This window comes from Pseudoalteromonas sp. A3 (genome assembly GCF_025942345.1).
Lineage (GTDB): Bacteria > Pseudomonadota > Gammaproteobacteria > Enterobacterales > Alteromonadaceae > Pseudoalteromonas > Pseudoalteromonas atlantica.
Window position 1 is genome coordinate 167,865 of record NZ_JAPCKL010000004.1, and the last position, 17,155, is coordinate 185,019.

General features: G+C 41.9%; 15 protein-coding genes and 2 tRNA genes. 6 read left to right on the top strand and 11 right to left on the bottom strand.

Annotation, left to right across the window (positions count from 1 at the left end):
* Positions 1 to 6: 6 nt before the first annotated feature.
* From pspC to pspA, 3 genes are all read right to left on the bottom strand, one after another.
* Complete coding sequence (gene pspC, locus OIZ54_RS09610) at positions 7 to 408, bottom strand: envelope stress response membrane protein PspC (RefSeq protein WP_029774295.1); 402 nt, start codon at positions 406 to 408, stop codon at positions 7 to 9.
* The gene (gene pspB / locus OIZ54_RS09615; RefSeq protein ID WP_004586907.1) at positions 405 to 638 is read right to left on the bottom strand and encodes an envelope stress response membrane protein PspB; all 234 of its coding nucleotides are present in this window, start codon (positions 636 to 638) and stop codon (positions 405 to 407) included. The genes pspC and pspB overlap by 4 nt, the downstream gene beginning before the upstream one ends.
* 66 nt (positions 639 to 704) lie before the next feature.
* Complete coding sequence (pspA, locus tag OIZ54_RS09620) at positions 705 to 1,364, bottom strand: phage shock protein PspA (RefSeq protein WP_004586906.1); 660 nt, start codon at positions 1,362 to 1,364, stop codon at positions 705 to 707.
* A 186-nt stretch (positions 1,365 to 1,550) separates the two neighbouring features.
* On the opposite strand from pspA, the gene pspF reads away from it, so the two are divergent.
* From pspF to OIZ54_RS09650, 6 genes are read left to right on the top strand one after another with little or no spacing between them, the layout of a single operon-like run.
* Positions 1,551 to 2,615, top strand: coding sequence for a phage shock protein operon transcriptional activator (gene pspF / locus OIZ54_RS09625; RefSeq protein ID WP_055253116.1), 1,065 nt, complete (start codon positions 1,551 to 1,553; stop codon positions 2,613 to 2,615).
* Between the two features lie 15 nt (positions 2,616 to 2,630).
* A complete protein-coding gene (locus OIZ54_RS09630) occupies positions 2,631 to 4,238 on the top strand; it encodes an ABC transporter substrate-binding protein (protein WP_096041404.1) in 1,608 nt (535 codons plus the stop codon).
* Positions 4,238 to 5,272, top strand: a complete 1,035-nt coding sequence (locus tag OIZ54_RS09635; protein ID WP_096041403.1) for an ABC transporter permease — start codon at positions 4,238 to 4,240, stop codon at positions 5,270 to 5,272. The genes OIZ54_RS09630 and OIZ54_RS09635 overlap by 1 nt, the downstream gene beginning before the upstream one ends.
* The gene (locus OIZ54_RS09640; protein WP_024033801.1) at positions 5,259 to 6,152 is read left to right on the top strand and encodes an ABC transporter permease subunit; all 894 of its coding nucleotides are present in this window, start codon (positions 5,259 to 5,261) and stop codon (positions 6,150 to 6,152) included. Before OIZ54_RS09635 ends, OIZ54_RS09640 begins: the two co-directional genes overlap by 14 nt.
* Positions 6,153 to 7,145 carry an oligopeptide/dipeptide ABC transporter ATP-binding protein gene (locus OIZ54_RS09645; protein WP_004586901.1) on the top strand — a complete coding sequence of 331 codons (993 nt, stop codon included), beginning with the start codon at positions 6,153 to 6,155 and terminating at the stop codon, positions 7,143 to 7,145.
* A complete protein-coding gene (locus OIZ54_RS09650; protein ID WP_004586900.1) occupies positions 7,145 to 7,906 on the top strand; it encodes an ATP-binding cassette domain-containing protein in 762 nt (253 codons plus the stop codon). The genes OIZ54_RS09645 and OIZ54_RS09650 overlap by 1 nt, the downstream gene beginning before the upstream one ends.
* 113 nt (positions 7,907 to 8,019) lie before the next feature.
* Here OIZ54_RS09650 and OIZ54_RS09655 read toward each other — a convergent pair whose 3' ends face one another.
* The 8 genes from OIZ54_RS09655 to OIZ54_RS09690 form a co-directional block, all read right to left on the bottom strand.
* Complete coding sequence (locus OIZ54_RS09655; RefSeq protein WP_264390277.1) at positions 8,020 to 9,921, bottom strand: SurA N-terminal domain-containing protein; 1,902 nt, start codon at positions 9,919 to 9,921, stop codon at positions 8,020 to 8,022.
* A gap of 172 nt (positions 9,922 to 10,093) precedes the next feature.
* Entirely contained in the window at positions 10,094 to 10,384 is a 291-nt protein-coding gene (locus OIZ54_RS09660) for an HU family DNA-binding protein (RefSeq protein WP_157833627.1), read from the bottom strand.
* 191 nt (positions 10,385 to 10,575) lie between these two features.
* Positions 10,576 to 12,936 (bottom strand): endopeptidase La, encoded by a 2,361-nt coding sequence (lon, locus tag OIZ54_RS09665; protein WP_264390280.1) that lies wholly within the window; start codon positions 12,934 to 12,936, stop codon positions 10,576 to 10,578.
* A gap of 150 nt (positions 12,937 to 13,086) precedes the next feature.
* Positions 13,087 to 14,370, bottom strand: a complete 1,284-nt coding sequence (clpX, locus tag OIZ54_RS09670; RefSeq protein ID WP_004586896.1) for an ATP-dependent protease ATP-binding subunit ClpX — start codon at positions 14,368 to 14,370, stop codon at positions 13,087 to 13,089.
* 135 nt (positions 14,371 to 14,505) lie between these two features.
* Positions 14,506 to 15,123: an ATP-dependent Clp endopeptidase proteolytic subunit ClpP gene (gene clpP, locus OIZ54_RS09675; RefSeq protein ID WP_024033798.1), complete on the bottom strand. Its 618-nt coding sequence runs from the start codon at positions 15,121 to 15,123 to the stop codon at positions 14,506 to 14,508.
* Positions 15,124 to 15,286: 163 nt separating this feature from the next.
* Positions 15,287 to 16,591, bottom strand: coding sequence for a trigger factor (gene tig / locus OIZ54_RS09680; RefSeq protein ID WP_004586894.1), 1,305 nt, complete (start codon positions 16,589 to 16,591; stop codon positions 15,287 to 15,289).
* Between the two features lie 355 nt (positions 16,592 to 16,946).
* Positions 16,947 to 17,023: transfer RNA gene (locus OIZ54_RS09685), tRNA-Pro, on the bottom strand.
* Between the two features lie 51 nt (positions 17,024 to 17,074).
* Positions 17,075 to 17,151, bottom strand: a tRNA-Pro gene (locus OIZ54_RS09690).
* Positions 17,152 to 17,155: the final 4 nt, after the last annotated feature.

The following is a 17,155-nucleotide window of genomic DNA, read 5'->3' on the forward strand; positions in this document are numbered from 1 at the left end:
AATCCTTTAAAGTTTGTTGATTTCACGGCTAACCGTAAACTCGCTTGAAGTAACATGGCGCTCCATATCTTGAAGACGCGAATCTATTCGCGTTAAACGCTCTTTTAAGTCTTGCAATGCGCGGCGCGGTGGCTCGCCTTTTTGCCATACTTTAAATTTAACTTCTAGCGGATCGTCAGTTTTAGTTGAGCTACTAGTATGTATAGTTGTGGGGTCTTTTTTATCTAAAATAAACCACGCTGCAATATACGCTACCACAAATAATGGGCCACCCGTTAGCAGTACCGCACTAACAAAAATAATGCGAACTAACCATAACTCCATATTAAAGTAGTCACTTAATCCCGCACATACACCGGCGATTTTACCGCGCTGTGGGTCTCTTAATAATTCGCGTTTGGCACTCATACTTTGCGTCTCCATTGTGGTGACTCTTGATCGAGTAATGCTTCAAGGGTTTCTACTCTATCAGCCATTTTTTCGGCCTTGTGGGCAAGTTCCAATAACTGGCGATGTTCATGCTCACTTAACCCTTGGCTCACTTGCTTTTTGCTACGGTAGTGCAAAATTAACCACAGTGGCGCAACAAAAATCATGAACAAGATAAATGGTGCAATTAGTATCTCTGGATCAAACATAATCCTCTCCTGACAATCCGTAATCGATGTTTAAGCAGTGGGGCACTTTAAGTACCCCTTTATAAGTTATTTATCAGCTAGCTTCTTTTTAAGTTCGGCAAGCTCATCATCTATCTTTTCATTTTTTTGTAGGTCGGCAATTTCATCTGCAAGCGACTTTTTACCTAAATCGTAAGACTCTATTTGAGATTCTAGTCCATCAATTTTAGTTTCGTAGCGCTCAAAGCGATTAAGTGCGTCTTCTACTTTAGAGCTATCAAGGGCTTTTTTCACTTCAAGGCGCGACTCAGCCGAACGTTGACGTAAAATAATTGCCTTTTGACGTGCTTTAGCATCGGCTAGCTTTTCTTGTAGAGTGGTGACTTCTTGCTGAAGTTTCTCAATATGAGACTCTACATGCTCAAGCTCAGACTCTACTGCTGCAACTGCTTCTGCCGATTTTTGCTTTTCAAGTAATGCTGAACGCGCTAAATCGTCGCGGTCTTTACTTAGTGCAAGCTCTGCTTTGTCTTGCCAATCGCTTACTTGTGCTTTTAGTGTGTCTACACGACGTACTAATTCTTTTTTCTCAGCCAGTGTTTTAGCTGACGTAGAGCGCACCTCTACTAATGTGTCTTCCATCTCTTGGATAATAAGACGAACCATTTTTTCTGGGTCTTCTGCTTTATCTAAAATGGCATTGATATTAGAATTAACAATGTCTGCAAAACGCGAAAAAATTCCCATAACATTTACCTCTGTAATATAAACTTAGTTGGTCTGCTGTAACTAGTATCAATATGCTTGCCAACTTTTTAAAATCTAAAATACACTTTATTTTCATTAAGTTAAACTAAGTATACAAATTCCTTTAGTTATCCCTGATTATGAAATACACTAACTGTTAGCAAAAATGACCAAGAGTTAGGAAAAATGAGCCAATATCGCCAACAGGATAATTTACTCGGCCAATCTGATAGCTTTTTAGCTGTACTTGATCAGGTATCGCAGTTAGCTAATTTAGATAAGCCAGTGCTTATTATTGGCGAGCGAGGAACCGGTAAAGAGCTTATAGCCGCCCGTTTACATTTTTTATCAAAGCGTTGGGATCAAAACTACGTAAAGCTTAACTGTGCAGCCCTTAACGAAAACCTCCTCGAAAGCGAATTATTTGGTCATGAAAGCGGTGCTTTTACCGGGGCAAGTAAACGTCACGAAGGTCGCTTTGAGCGCGCTAACAGCGGTACCTTATTTTTAGATGAGCTGGCTAATACATCGGCCATGGTACAAGAAAAGCTTCTGCGCGTTATAGAATACGGTGAATTTGAGCGGGTTGGTGGTAAACACACCGTAAAGGTAGATACTCGTTTAGTGTGTGCCACCAACGAAGATTTACCCCACCTTGCTGAGCAGGGCGAATTTAGAAGTGACTTACTTGACCGCTTAGCCTTTGATGTAATTACCCTGCCACCACTGCGCGAACGTCAAGACGATATTATGCTACTCGCTGAGCAATTTGCCATGAATATGGCACGCGATTTAGAGTGGGAGTTATTTAGTGGCTTTACCCGCAGCGCCACCGAAACCCTGCTAAATTACGATTGGCCGGGTAATATACGCGAGCTTAAAAATGTAGTTGAGCGAAGCTTGTATCGTCATGGCAATGAACATATCCCCGTTCACCAGATTATTTTAGACCCGTTTGAAAGCCGTTTTAGACCCAAAGCACGCATTAAAGCTCCTATTGCAACACCGGTTGCCCCAGCTGAGCCTACAACACTAGCCACACCTGTTAGCGAGCTTAGTAACGAGCTTAGCGCCCCAATTGAATTTCCGTGTAGCTTAAAAGAGCGCTCTAACGAATTTGAAATAAATATGATTAATAAAGCCCTTGAGCATAGCCAATTTAATCAAAAGAAAACTGCAGAAGTACTCGGTTTAACGTATCATCAATTACGTGGTTATCTTAAAAAATACAATTTATTAGAAGATAAATAGTTAGAGGTTATGCGAGTGCATAAAATACTACTTGTTTTACTAGCCAGCACCTTAACAGGCTGCTTTGATAGTAAAGAAGAAATTATAGAAGAGAAAAACCAAGGCCTCGTTTATTGCGCCGAAGCGAACCCTGTGTCGTTTAATCCGCAAGTAACAACCACTGGCTCAACTATTGATATTATTGCTAATCAGTTATTTGACCGTTTAATTAGTATTGACCCCGTTACTGCAGATTTTAAAAGTGAGCTGGCAACCGATTGGAAAATTAGCAACGATGGAAAGTCGGTTACCTTTACGCTGCGTAAAGGCGTGAAATTTCATTCTACCTCGTACTTTACCCCTACTCGCGATTTTAACGCTGATGATGTTATTTTTACCTTTAGCCGATTATTTGACGTGTACAACCCGTACCATTTTGTAGGCGATGCAAACTACCCGTATTTTCAAAGTGTGGGGCTCGATCAGCTTATTCGTAAAATTGTACGCGTGTCTGACTATCAAGTGCGCTTTGAGCTATTTCACCCAGAAAGCAGTTTTTTAACGAACATGGCCACCGACTTTGCCGTGGTGCTGTCGCAAGAATACGCAATGCAATTAAAAGCGCGAGATCAAACTAATTTATTTGATCAGTACCCTATTGGCACAGGCCCCTACATATACAAAGAGTACCGACGCGATCACTTAGTGCGCTTTTACCGCAACCCCCTATATTGGAAGCACGATGTTGCCCTTGAACAGCTGGTTTACGACATTACGACAAACGGCACTACGCGCATAGCAAAAATGCTCACTAAAGAGTGCGATGTAACCGCCCATCCAAGTAGCGCACAACTGAGTATTTTAGCGCAACGAGACGATATAAACGTTGAAAAAGAAACCAATTTAAATATTGGTTATTGGGCCTTTAATACTGAGCGAGCCCCTTTTGATGACATTAGAGTGCGCAGAGCCCTTGCGCATGCAATTGATATAGACAAAATAATGCAAGCCGTTTATTACGGTAATGGTATACGCGCGCAATCTATTTTACCGCCGACTTCGTGGGGCTTTGAACCACAAGAAAACATGCCTATGTTTGACCCTGAGCTGGCTAAAAAACTACTCATAGAAGCGGGGTTACCGAATGGCTTTGATATGACCATTTGGGCAATGCCGGTGAGTCGAATATACAACCCTAATGCCCGCAAAATGGCTGAGCTGATGCAAAGCGATTTACGCAAAATAGGTGTTAATGTGAGTATTGTTGAGTACGAGTGGAATACTTTTATTCAGCGTATAGGTGAGCACCGCCATGATAGCGTATTACTCGGCTGGGCTGCCGATACCCCCGATCCAGATAACTTTTTTAGCCCATTGCTAAGCTGCACTGCCACTTTTAGCGGTAAAAACCCAGCCAATTGGTGTAACCCGCAGTTTGACTTATTGCTTACCCAAGCGCTCGACACCACCGATTTAAGCTTACGCAAACAGTATTACGATCAGGTTCAAGCGCTCATTGTAGATCAGCTCCCGCTGGTCCCTATTGCTCATGGTATGCGTTTTCAAGCAAATAGTGCCGATGTAGAAGGGATAACCCTTGGCCCATTTGGGGCGATTTCACTCGCAAATGCGAGGAAAAAATAATGATACTAGATTATATATTACGCCGCCTTGGCTTGTTTTTATTCATGATTTTAATGCTAAGCATATTTACCTTTTCGCTTAGCTACTTGTTCCCAGGGGATCCGCTCAGCAACCTAAGTGGCATTCCTACCGGTAATTTTTCTCAGCACAGTGAGCTTGAAGATAAATACATGTATGACAGCAACTACGTTATGCAGTATTTAGCGTTTTTAGGGCGTATATTCCAAGGTGACTGGGGCGTGTCGTTTGCCTCGGGAGATAACGTTTTTCAGCACATTTTAGATTTAATTCCAGCAACTTTAGAGCTGTGTGTTTATGCGCTTATTGTATCGGTTGTGGTAGGTGTACCAGCGGGCATTTTGGCCTCAGCGTACACACGCCGTTGGCCAGATAAATTAATTAGCTCTACCACCATGATTGGTTACTCTATTCCGGTTTTTTGGTTAGCGCTGTTACTTATTATGATTTTTTCGCTCAAACTGGGCTGGTTTCCTATGTCGGGTAGAATGGGGTTACTATTTGAAATACCGCCTAATACCGGGTTTATATTAATCGATATTATGCTCGCAGGCTTCCCCTACAAAGGTGAAGCATTTATAGATGCACTGCATCACTTAACACTGCCAACCATAGTACTGGCCATGTTTCCTACCACTGTTTTAGTGCGCTTTACCCGCGACTCTATGCTTAAAGTAATGGATCAAAGCTTTATAAAAACAGCCAGGGCAAAAGGCCTTAATCGCCGCCAATTAATCATGCATCATGCGCTGCGCAATGCGCTATTGCCGGTAATAAAACAAATAGGACTGCAATTTAGTACGCTTATTACGCTTGCCATGATAACCGAAGTTATTTTTTCTTGGCCTGGTATTGGCCGTTGGCTAATCGATAGTATTTACCAACGAGACTACCCTGCTATTCAAGGCGGTTTAATGGCGGTGTCTATGTTTGTTATTATTGCCACTATTGTTGCCGAGCTTACATATACTCTGTTCGACCCAATTTCGCGGAATCAGGCACATGGTAAAGTTTAAATTATTTTCTGAAGAGTCGAATAAATCGCCGCTGGCGCGTTTTTGGCGCAAATTTAAAAACAATCACCCCGCCTTGGTGGGGTTATGGATTTTTATGGCGTTTGCGCTATTGGCCGCCAGTGCGCCCTTTTTAGCGCCGTATGGGGTTAACCAGCAACATAGCGATGCTTTACTTATACCGCCATCATGGCGTGAAATGGGCGATGTGCGCTTTATTTTAGGCACCGATGATTTAGGACGCGATGTACTATCGCGCTTGATGAATGGCGCAACTTACACGTTTGGCTTATCGGTGGTGGCTGCCTTTATTACTACCATTATTGGTGTGCTTGTTGGCACTTTTGCCGGCATTAGCCGCGGCCTGCGCTCAAGCTTTTTAAATCACTTGCTTGATATCACGCTCTCTATTCCGTCTTTGCTATTAGCGATTATTATTATCGCAGTGCTTGGGCCGGGCTTAATGAATACAGTGTGGGCCATTATACTGGCGTTATTACCGCAATTTATTCACTCTATTCGTAATTTAATTGTTGATGAGCTAAGCAAAGACTACATTACCGCTTTTAGGCTTGATGGTGCCTCTAACTGGCATATTTTGTCGCGGGGTATTTTTCCTAATATTTATGAGCACATTGTAGTTATTTTTACCACCGCGCTTTCTACTGCTATTTTAGATATTGCTGCCTTAGGCTTTTTAAAACTTGGTGCGCAGCCCCCTACAACCGAATGGGGCGCCATACTGGCTGAGAATTTAGGCCTTATATATTTAGCACCTTGGACCGTTGCGCTACCGGGTGTATTATTATTTTTAGCGGTTTTGTCTACCAATTTAGTAGGTGATGGCCTACGAAAAGTGCTTAAAGCACGTAAGGCTGATTAAATGCAATTACTCGACGTTAGAAATTTAACCATAGAGCTGCGTACCTCTGAAACGGTGATTCGCGCTGTAGATAGAGTCAGCTTTAGCCTAAAAGAAGGTGAAGTACATGGCTTGGTGGGTGAGTCGGGCTCTGGTAAAAGCTTAATAGCCAAAGCCATTGTTGGGGTACTTAACGAACGCTGGCATATAACAGCCGATAGAATGCATTGGCGCGGTGTTGATTTAATGCGCTTAACCCCAGAGCAACGCAGAAAAACAGTCAGCCAAGACATTGCGATGATTTACCAAGACCCTAGCCGCTGCCTTGACCCGACCGCTAAAATATTTGACCAAATAGCCGAAACACTGCCTGAAACATCCACTAAAGGCTTTTTTTTAAAGCGCAATAGAGAACGTAAAGACCGCGTAAAAGCACTTATCCATAAAGTGGGTATTAAAAACCACGACGCTGTGCTTGATAGTTACCCGCACGAGCTATCAGAAGGCGTGTGCCAAAAGGTCATGATTGCCATGGCCATAGCGCGCACTCCTAAGCTACTAATTGCTGATGAGCCGACTACAGCGCTTGAAAGCACCACTCGTGCACAGGTATTTAGGTTGCTAAAAAGCTTAAATCAATTAAAAAATATGTCTATTTTGATGATTTCTCATGAGCTTGAAGAAATAGCCGACTGGTCGCACGGTATTCATGTTTTATATTGTGGGCAAATGGTTGAAGCCGGCCCAACGCAACGTATTTTTCGCCAGCCTCGCCACCCTTACACGCAAGCGTTATTAAAAAGCTTACCCAATTATGAGCAAGGCTTAGCACACAAAGAACCCTTTTATGCACTTAAAGGCACTATCCCTACTTTGCAACATTTACCTATAGGTTGCCGATTAGGCCCACGCTGCCCTCAAGCACAAAAAGAATGTGTAATTACCCCTGCACTTACTAAGCACCATGGGCACAGCTATGCGTGTCATTTTCCGCTTATTAAGGAGATGAAGTAATGCAACCGGTATTAAAAGTACAAGCGCTTTGTAAAACCTTTAACATACGTGCTGGTTTATTTAGCCGCAAAAAATTTGAGGTACTAAAAAATATCTCTTTTTGTGTGGGCAAAGGCGAAACAATCGCAGTAATCGGTGAAACCGGTGCGGGTAAAAGTACACTCGCTAAATTACTCGCAGGGGCCGATAGCGCTGACAGTGGGCAAATTTTATTAGAAAGTAACATTATTGAAGATGACGGCGTGCGCGATGATCAATGTCGACATATCCGCATGATATTCCAAGACTCCGCTGCCTCGCTCAATCCGGGTCTCACCATAGGTGATATGCTAGATGATTGCTTGCAGTATAATACCGATTCAGACCAACTGGCTCGCCAAGAAAAAATAGATGCCACGCTTTCTAAAGTGGGGCTGCTAATCGATCATCAACATTATTACCCTCACATGTTTAGTGTAGGCCAATTGCAGCGTGTAGCGTTGGCGCGGGCGCTCATTTTAGACCCTAAAGTGGTGGTGCTTGATGAAGCGCTGTCGGCTTTAGATCCCTCCGTTCGTGCGCAAACAGTTAACTTATTACTTAAGCTGCAAAAAGAAACCGGTTTAACTTATGTACTCATTACGCACCATTTAAGTTTAGTGCGCCATATCAGCGATCAACTAGTGGTGCTTGAAAAAGGTGAGGTAGTAGAATATGGGCGTACCGAAGAGGTGTTTCAAAATCCGCAATCAAAAGTAACACAGCGCCTAATATGCTGTTAATTCTAAGCTTATATTTATAAAACAATACTGCCTAATCATTTTACTAAGCACATTGAAGTTATAAAAAAGGCGCGTTACTTATAAAGTAACGCGCCTTTTTTAATGTATCGCGATTATTCTGCTGCTTGCTCTACCACAGGTAGATTTAGCTCAGCTTTAGCCTTTAAAGACTCAATAAACGCTAAGTAGTTTTTGTTAGCTTGCGCCATAGTAATGTTTTGCTGTACTTGCGGGTCGATATTTGCGGTTACTTGCGCATCGCTTACCGATTTAAGTGCAACAATTGCCGCATCGCCGTTGTTTAAATCAACCACATCTGTGCTTGGTGCATCATTAGGACGAGGCATTTTAAACGCTTGCGTTACAATAGCAGGCGAAACCGTGTAGCTTTGACGCGTTAAGCTCGCTTCTTCACGTACCGTTAGGTTTTGCTCACTGGCCACATCGCTTAGCGTTTTACCTGCTTGGACTTGTGCAAATAACTCACGTGCTTTTTCTTTAGCAAGTGTTGATGCTTTTTCATTAACTAAACGTGTTTTGATTTGCTCACTCACTTGCGCAAGCGGTTTAGTTGCAGATGGCTCGTATTTATTTACACGTACTACAATAACGTGCTCATCACCTAGCTCAATCACTTCTGAGTTTACTTTATCTTCAAGTAATTCTACTGAGAACAACTGTGAAATTACCGCAGGCGTATTAAGTGGCTCTGGCAATGCATTACGTGCAACAAGTGGCGTGGTTTTAACTTCAACGTCTGCCACTTCTGCTGCATCGTCTAAACGGTCAGAAATTTCAAATGCTAAGGCACCCATTTCTGTTTGCTTTTCGTAAAACGCATCTACTTTTTCAGTTTGCTCAAGCTCTGCACGTAAGTCGGCTTTTACGTCGTCATACGCTTTTACTTGCTCTGACTGTAAGTCAGTAAGTTTAATGATGTGATAACCAAACTCTGACGCTACAACTTCTGAAATATCACCTTTGTTTTGAAGCGCAAATGCAGCATCTTCAAAAGCAGGGTCCATTACATCGCGTTCAATCCACTCTAGGTCGCCGCCCATTTCGCCACTCACAACATCATCAGATGATGACTCTGCAAGCTGTGCAAAATCAGCACCTTGCTCTAACTGCTCATGTAATGCGTTGGCTTTTTCAAGCGCGGCATCATCATCTTCGCTGTTATCAATTAATATGTGCGATACACGGCGTTTTTCAGGCTCGATGTATTGTGCTTTATTTTGCTCATAATACGCTTTTACGTCGTCTTCTGTTACCGACTCTACGGTGATATCTTGTGCTTTAAGCTCAATGTAATCAACCGATACACGCTCTGGCGATAAAAATTGTGATGCGTTTAGCTCGTAGTAATCAGCAATTTCTTGCTCAGATACGTCTACGTTTGCTTGTAACGCTTCTTTGCTTAACACAAGGTAGTCTATGCTACGCGTTTGCTGCTGTAGGGCTGCAGCGCGTTTAAGCTCGTTTTCAAGTGCAAACTCAGTACCAGCAACCGCTGACACTAATTGGCTGCGAGTCATGTCTTTACGTAAGTACTCACGAAAAGCATCTGGTTGAAAGTTCATTTGACGAATTACTTGTAGGTAACGGTCGTTATTAAATTTTTCACCAATTTGAAAGTACGGTAGTTCTAAAATTGTTTTACGTACGCTGTCGTCGCTTACGCGAAGGCCTAAATCTGCCGCTAATTGTGATTGCAATTCTTGTTGTACTAAGCGGTCAATTACACCTTGACGAATTTGCGCCATGTAATTTGGATCTGCACTGATTTGTGCAAAGTATTCGCCAAATTGTTGCTCTAAACGGCTACGTTCGTTTTGATAAGCACGATTAAATTCGGTTTGGCTAATTTTAATTCCATTTACTTCAGCAACGGGTTGTTCTGGGGTTTGACCTAAGTAACTACCGATCCCTGCTAAGGCAAAAGATAAAATCACCGCGCCTAAAATTATTTTGGCTACAGGACCCTGTGAGCCCTCTCTGATTTTCTCAAGCATTTGTTTATCTCTTATTGATCAAGGTATTTTACCTTGTCATATGTAAAAAAAGCGTATCTTACCAGATACGCTTTTTCACTTGAAGTAACTGGCGGTGAAGTTACTTAATTCATCGATTAGGATAATTAAGTTTATATACACTCGCCATAACTAATCTGTATTTAAACAGTGATTAGTTTACTGCGTCTTTCAGCGCTTTACCGGCTTTGAAAGAAGGAATATTTGCCGCAGCGATTTGGATAGTTTCACCAGTTTGTGGGTTACGGCCTGAACGAGCAGCACGCTCGCGTACTGAGAAAGTACCAAAACCTACAAGTGCAACTGAATCGCCATCTTTAAGCGCTCCAGATACAGACTCGATGAATGAATCTAGTGCACGACCTGCAGCCGCTTTAGAAATGTCAGCGTCAGCTGCGATTTGATCGATTAATTGAGATTTATTCACAATATCATCCTCTTTCATTGTTATTATCAAGAGCGATTGTTTTTAAACTAACATCACTTTTTTGAAAATTTTAGAGCAAACTTTTAATGCTCACATGATTATATTTTTCTTAAGCCTAGGCCCCATAAGGGCTAGGCTCGAAAACCAGTGCTTAACTTATCATACCGATTAGATTTGAAAAGCCCTTTAAAGCACTTTTTTTGGGTTTTTTATTGGTTTTTCGGTGTTTCGACTGAAAAACTCTCAACAGGATGCACTAAAGCTAACTTTAATACTTCATCAATCCACGTAACTGGGTGAACATCTAAGCCTGCCAGTACGTTATCTGGGATCTCTTTTAAGTCACGTTCGTTAATTTTAGGAATGATGACTGTTTTAATTCCACCACGGTGTGCAGCAAGTAGTTTCTCTTTTAAACCACCAATAGGCAGTACTTCACCGCGCAGTGTTATTTCACCTGTCATTGCTACATCGGCTTTAACGGGGTTACCTGTTAAGCTCGATACTAAACCCGTTACCATTGCTGCACCGGCGCTTGGGCCATCTTTAGGGGTCGCGCCCTCTGGTACATGCACATGAATGTCGCGTTTTTCGTAAAAATCGTTATTAATACGGAACGTATCAGCACGATTACGAACCACCGTCATGGCCGCTTGTATCGACTCTTGCATTACATCGCCCAGTGAGCCTGTGTAGCTTAGCTTGCCTTTACCTGGCACAGCCGCACATTCAATGGTCAGTAAATCGCCGCCTACTTCGGTCCACGCCAAGCCTGTTACCTGACCAATGCGATCGCCGTCTTCAGCTTTACCGTAGTCGTAGCGCTGTACACCTAAAAACTCTTCTAGGTTATCTTGATTGATAGTGACTGTTTCAGTCTCTTTATCAAGTAAGATATTTTTAACGGCTTTACGACAAAGTTTAGATACTTCGCGCTCTAAATTACGTACGCCCGCTTCACGCGTGTAGTAACGAATAATGCCAATAATTGCACTGTCTTCTATTACTAGCTCAGAAGGTTTTAAACCATTGCGTTTAACTTGCTTAGTAATTAAGTGCTCTTTTGCAATGTTTAGCTTTTCATCTTCGGTGTAACCCGATAAGCGAATAACTTCCATTCTGTCCAATAATGGACCAGGGATATTAAAGCTGTTTGATGTTGCTACAAACATTACATCCGATAAATCGTAATCAACTTCTAAGTAGTGATCAGCAAAGTGGCTGTTTTGCTCCGGATCGAGCACCTCTAATAGTGCTGAAGCTGGGTCGCCGCGCATATCTGATGACATTTTGTCGATTTCATCTAACAAGAATAATGGGTTTTTAACGCCCACTTTTGTCATGTTTTGAATCAGCTTACCTGGCATAGAGCCAATGTAAGTACGACGATGACCACGAATTTCAGCTTCGTCGCGTACGCCACCTAATGCCATACGAACATATTTACGACCCGTAGAGCGTGCAATAGACTGCCCTAATGACGTTTTACCTACACCCGGTGGTCCTACTAAACATAAAATAGGCCCTTTAAGCTTATTGGTACGTTGTTGCACCGCGAGGTATTCAATTATGCGTTCTTTAACTTTATCTAAGCCATGGTGATCGCTATCAAGAATTTTTTGCGCGCCTGCTAAGTCTTTTTTCACTTTAGAGCGCTTTTTCCATGGTACGTTAATTAACGTATCAATGTATGAACGCACTACAGTGGCCTCTGCAGACATTGGCGACATCATTTTAAGCTTATTAAGCTCAGCTGATGCTTTTTCTTTCGCTTCTTCTGGCATACCTGATTCTTCAATACGCTTTTTAAGCGCTTCAAATTCGTCAGGTACATCATCAAGCTCACCAAGTTCTTTTTGAATGGCTTTCATTTGCTCGTTGAGGTAGTACTCGCGCTGAGACTTTTCCATCTGCTTTTTCACGCGGGTACGAATTTTTTTCTCAACTTGCAATAAGTCTATTTCACCTTCCATCAGTGCCATTAGGTATTCTAAGCGCTCTGTAACGCTTGAAATCTCTAACACTTTTTGTTTTTCAGGCACTTTTAATGGCATATGCGCTGCCATTGTATCGGCAAGGCGTGCTGGCTCATCAATACCTGAAACAGAGGTTAATACCTCAGGTGGAATTTTTTTATTAAGTTTTACATAGCCTTCAAACTGGCTAACAGCGCTGCGGATGAAAATATCTTGTTCTTGCTCATCCACTGAATCAGATTCGATGAACTGAGCATTCGCTACAAAAAACTCATCGTTATCTACAAATTCTTCAATTTGTGCGCGCTGCGTACCTTCAACTAAAACTTTAACTGTACCGTCTGGTAACTTTAATAACTGAAGTACAGTAGCAATAGTACCGATACGGTAAATATCGTCTTGCTCAGGTTCGTCTACAGTTGCATCTTTTTGTGCAACCAAGAAAATTTGTTTGTCTTTATCCATTGCCGCTTCGAGGCATTTTATTGATTTTTCACGGCCTACAAAAAGCGGGATCACCATGTGCGGATATACCACAACATCGCGCAGTGCTAACACTGGGATTTCGACTCGATCGGTTCTCTCAAGCGTCATTATAGTTTCTCTTCGCACTTCATTTATTTAAAAGATTACTCAAGTATATGGGGATAATCTAATTAAAGTTCAACAATTTTCCCCAACTCGTTCAAATTAATTATAAAAAAAGGAGCCTAAGGCTCCTTTTTTATACAAATAGCTTAAAAACTACTCTGATGCAGCTTTATCTTGATTATTGTTTTCATAGATCAAGATTGGGTCAGATTCACCTTTAATCACGGTTTCATCTATAACCACTTTGCTTACATCATCCATTGATGGCAGCTCATACATAGTATCAAGCAGTACGCCTTCAACAATTGAGCGAAGTCCGCGAGCACCTGTTTTACGCTCCATTGCTTTGTGAGCAATAGCGCTTAGTGCATCATCACGGAACTCTAATTCAACGTCTTCCATACCAAACAATACAGAGAACTGTTTAGTAATGGCGTTTTTAGGTTCACTTAATATTTGTACAAGTGCCGCTTCATCAAGCTCAGTTAATGTAGCAACAACAGGTAAACGACCAATAAACTCAGGAATTAAGCCGTACTTAACTAAATCTTCTGGCTCTACGTCTTTAAATGTTTCGCTTAAAGAGCGGCTCGACGCTGACTCTTTAACGTTAACACCAAAGCCAATTCCGGTATTTTTATGGCTACGCTGTTCGATTACTTTATCTAGGCCTGCAAAGGCACCACCACAGATAAATAAAATCTTAGAGGTATCAACCTGTAAAAACTCTTGCTGCGGGTGCTTACGACCACCTTGTGGTGGTACTGAGGCAACCGTGCCTTCAATTAGTTTAAGCAGCGCTTGTTGTACGCCCTCACCCGACACGTCGCGTGTAATAGATGGGTTATCTGATTTACGTGAAATTTTGTCAATTTCATCAATGTAAACAATACCACGTTGCGCTTTTTCTACGTCGTAGTCACATTTTTGTAGCAGTTTTTGAATGATGTTTTCTACATCTTCACCTACATAACCGGCTTCGGTTAGTGTAGTTGCATCTGCCATAGTAAACGGTACATCAAGTAAACGCGCAAGTGTTTCTGCCAGTAATGTTTTACCACTACCTGTAGGGCCAATAAGCAAAATGTTACTTTTACCTAGTTCTACTTCTTGCTTTGTAGATTGGTTGCGTAGGCGCTTGTAGTGATTGTATACCGCTACAGACAATACTTTTTTAGCATGGTCTTGACCAATTACGTAGTCATCTAAGTGATTACGAATTTCTTTTGGCACAGGTAGTTTATCAGACGAATTATGCTTAGGAGCAATGTCTTTGATTTCTTCCCTGATAATATCGTTACACAGCTCTACACATTCATCACAAATGTATACTGAAGGACCTGCAATTAATTTACGCACTTCGTGTTGGCTTTTGCCACAAAAAGAGCAGTATAACAATTTATTACTTTTGTCGCCGTCTGTAGGAGTGTCAGACATTCAGCTACCTCTTTTATACGTTGGCTGCCAAATAAGGTTGGCAACTATTTCAAATTCGCTTTTAACTATACCAAAATTTACTGGTTTTCGCATAGTAACTCAAAGTGGCAAGCAATTATTTGCTTGCCTACACGCTTACTTGCTTTCGCGATTTGTAAACACTGAGTCAACCAGGCCGTAATCTACAGCTTGTGATGCACTCATAAAGTTATCACGGTCAGTATCGCGTGAAATAACATCTAATGGCTGGCCTGTATGCTCTGCCATTAAGCGGTTAAGTTTGTCTTTAATAGACAGAATTTCTTTTGCGTGTATTTCAAAGTCAGATGCTTGACCTTGGAAACCACCTAACGGTTGGTGAATCATTACACGTGAGTTTGGTAAACAAAAACGCTTACCTTTAGCGCCAGCAGTAAGCAAAAATGCGCCCATGCTTGCCGCTTGGCCAACACAAATAGTACTTACATCTGGTTTGATGAAGTTCATTGTATCGTAAATTGCCATACCAGCGGTTACCGAACCACCTGGTGAATTAATATATAAAAAGATATCTTTTTCAGGGTTCTCTGATTCTAAAAATAGCATTTGCGCTAAAATTAGGTTTGCCATGTTGTCTTCAACTTGGCCCGTTAAAAAGATAATTCGCTCTTTTAATAGACGCGAATAAATGTCATACGAGCGCTCACCTTTAGCTGTTTGTTCAACAACCATAGGGACTAATGCATTTAGGGGATCTGTCATACCAGTGTTCATACTTTTTTAATTCCTTATGCGCTTATGCTTTTTCTTACTAAAGGAAGCATAGTTATCATTTTTCGCAAATTATGGGGCACAAACTAAAATGGCCCGGGCACACTGCATAAACAGAGTAACACGAGCCATTTAATCGTTAGCGAGCGCTTAAGTCAATGACTTATTAAGCACCTTGCTGAGGATTCATGATGTCATCAAATGCTTTTTCAACGTCAGACACGTTTGCTTTAGCTAAAATAGCTTCAACAGCTTGCTCTTCCATTGCAACATTACGCATTTGCTGCATAAGTTGATCATTTGCTTTGTAGTATTCTACTACTTCAGTTGGATCTTCGTAAGCAGATGCAACTGTAGCAATTAATGCTTCAACTTTTTCATCATCAACTTTGATATCGTTTGCTTTGATCACTTCACCTAGTAATAGGCCAGTTTTAACGCGAGTTACAGCTTGCTCGTGGAACAATTCAGCTGGAAGCTCAGGCATGTTTTTAGCGTCGCCACCAAAACGTTGAGCTGCTTGCTGACGTAATGCGTCAACTTCTTGATCAATAAGTGCTTTAGGCACTTCGATTTCGTTGTTTTCTAAAAGACCTTTAATCGCTTGGTCTTTCACGTTAGCTTTAACCGCTTGGTCTAGCTCACGTGTCATGTTCTTTTTAACTTCTTCTTTAAGCGCGTCTACGCCGCCTTCGGTAACACCGAACTTAGTTGCAAACTCTTCGCTTAATTCAGGTAGCTCTTGCGCTTCAACTTTTTTCACTGTGATAGTGAATTGAGCCGCTTTACCTTTCAGGTTTTCAGCGTGGTAATCTTCAGGGAAAGTTACATCAGCAACTACTTCTTCGCCTGCTTTTTTACCAACGATGTTGTCTTCAAAACCTGGGATCATACGACCTTGGCCAAGCTCAAGTGGGAAGTCTTCAGCTTTGCCGCCTTCAAACTCTTCACCGTCGATAGTACCTACGAAATCAACTGTTACACGGTCGTTTTCGCCAGCAGCTGCGTCAACATCAGCCCAAGAAGCGTGTTGCTTACGAAGTGTTTCTAGCATGTTTGCTAAATCTTCGTCAGTTACTGTTACTGCTGGTTTTTCTACTGCAATTTTGTCTAAACCTTGAACTTCAACTTCAGGGTATACTTCAAACGTTGCTGTAAACTCTAAATCTTTACCTGCTTCAAGTGATTTAGGTGCAAATGATGGTGCGCCAGCAGGGTTAATTTTTTCAGCAACAATTGCTTCAATGTAGTTACGCTGCATTACTTCGCCAGCTACTTCTTGACGAACCGCAGGTCCAAAACGCTTGTTAATTACTGAAACTGGTACTTTACCAGCACGGAAGCCATCGATACGCTGCGTTTTTGACAGTTGTTGTAAGCGTTTTTTTACTTCGGTCTCAACGTTCTCTGCAGGAACGGTGATGGTCAGACGGCGCTCAAGGCCTTGAGTCGTCTCAACAGAAACTTGCATGATTTACCTCAATATTCAATTTTGGCGACTGTTCGCCTTCCTTACAAACAAAGTAATCTTCATGAGTCTTGATAAATTTTAAAGCGATTTTTCACTAAAAAGCATCCGTCACTACCATGAGATCCCATTGCTGCTCTGCCCTTCGGGCACTATGTTAAACAATAGACGCGGCATTATAACCTAATAATTATGATAGTCGAGTGTAGGGGGCAATTATTTGGACTAGTTTAGCTACGATCGAGACCAACTGCGTAAAAAACAGACTAACTGGTACGTTAAAGCGATATTTTAGTAGGAAGTAAATAGAAGTTATTGTTGAGTGATTACTCGTTTACTTTCTTTAAGGTTAAGAAAGTGGTCGGCGATGCAGGATTTGAACCTGCGACCCCTTGGACCCAAACCAAGTGCGCTACCAAACTGCGCTAATCGCCGATAATCGTGTTGAATACTTAAATGTTGAATTTAAGACTACTTATGAGAAAGTGGTCGGCGATGCAGGATTTGAACCTGCGACCCCTTGGACCCAAACCAAGTGCGCTACCAAACTGCGCTAATCGCCGATAC

What these genes read in the sequence shown, in the direction of transcription:
- tig (WP_004586894.1), bottom strand. Translation starts at nt 16,591, where the DNA reads ATGCAAGTTTCTGTTGAGACGACTCAAGGCCTTGAGCGCCGTCTGACC.
- OIZ54_RS09645 (WP_004586901.1), top strand. Translation starts at nt 6,153, where the DNA reads ATGCAATTACTCGACGTTAGAAATTTAACCATAGAGCTGCGTACCTCT.
- pspF (WP_055253116.1), top strand. Translation starts at nt 1,551, where the DNA reads ATGAGCCAATATCGCCAACAGGATAATTTACTCGGCCAATCTGATAGC.
- clpP (WP_024033798.1), bottom strand. Translation starts at nt 15,123, where the DNA reads ATGAACACTGGTATGACAGATCCCCTAAATGCATTAGTCCCTATGGTT.
- OIZ54_RS09635 (WP_096041403.1), top strand. Translation starts at nt 4,238, where the DNA reads ATGATACTAGATTATATATTACGCCGCCTTGGCTTGTTTTTATTCATG.
- lon (WP_264390280.1), bottom strand. Translation starts at nt 12,936, where the DNA reads ATGACGCTTGAGAGAACCGATCGAGTCGAAATCCCAGTGTTAGCACTG.
- pspB (WP_004586907.1), bottom strand. Translation starts at nt 638, where the DNA reads ATGTTTGATCCAGAGATACTAATTGCACCATTTATCTTGTTCATGATT.
- OIZ54_RS09640 (WP_024033801.1), top strand. Translation starts at nt 5,259, where the DNA reads ATGGTAAAGTTTAAATTATTTTCTGAAGAGTCGAATAAATCGCCGCTG.
- OIZ54_RS09660 (WP_157833627.1), bottom strand. Translation starts at nt 10,384, where the DNA reads ATGAAAGAGGATGATATTGTGAATAAATCTCAATTAATCGATCAAATC.
- pspC (WP_029774295.1), bottom strand. Translation starts at nt 408, where the DNA reads ATGAGTGCCAAACGCGAATTATTAAGAGACCCACAGCGCGGTAAAATC.
- pspA (WP_004586906.1), bottom strand. Translation starts at nt 1,364, where the DNA reads ATGGGAATTTTTTCGCGTTTTGCAGACATTGTTAATTCTAATATCAAT.
- clpX (WP_004586896.1), bottom strand. Translation starts at nt 14,370, where the DNA reads ATGTCTGACACTCCTACAGACGGCGACAAAAGTAATAAATTGTTATAC.
- OIZ54_RS09655 (WP_264390277.1), bottom strand. Translation starts at nt 9,921, where the DNA reads ATGCTTGAGAAAATCAGAGAGGGCTCACAGGGTCCTGTAGCCAAAATA.
- OIZ54_RS09650 (WP_004586900.1), top strand. Translation starts at nt 7,145, where the DNA reads ATGCAACCGGTATTAAAAGTACAAGCGCTTTGTAAAACCTTTAACATA.